Origin of the sequence: Mesorhizobium sp. M3A.F.Ca.ET.175.01.1.1, assembly GCF_004791945.1 — a bacterium.
Classification (GTDB): domain Bacteria; phylum Pseudomonadota; class Alphaproteobacteria; order Rhizobiales; family Rhizobiaceae; genus Mesorhizobium.
The window spans coordinates 1-278 of record NZ_SRTP01000454.1; the positions used below are offsets into that span (position 1 = coordinate 1).

Below are 278 nucleotides of genomic sequence, written 5' to 3' on the forward strand. Positions count from 1 at the left end.
TCGAAAATCTCGATGTCGCGGCCAACATCTTCTTCGGCCGCGAGCCGCTGCGCGCCGGGCCGCTGAAGCTGGTCGACCGCGCGAAATTGCGCGAAATGGTGGCGCCACTCCTGAAGCGCGTCGGCGCCAATTTCTCGGCGGACGCGCCGGTCGCCTCGCTGTCACTCGCCCAGCAGCAGATGGTCGAGATCGCCAAGGCGCTGTCGATCAGGGCGCGGCTGGTGATTCTCGACGAACCGACCTCCAGCCTGCCGCTGGCGGAAACCGACAAACTGCTC

Annotated in this window: 1 protein-coding gene; it reads left to right on the forward strand. The window is 66.2% G+C overall.

All coding sequences use genetic code 11. The features are described from left to right. The coding region (locus tag EN818_RS32405) for an ATP-binding cassette domain-containing protein (RefSeq protein WP_135906782.1) at nucleotides 1-278 on the forward strand (278 nt) is incomplete at both ends.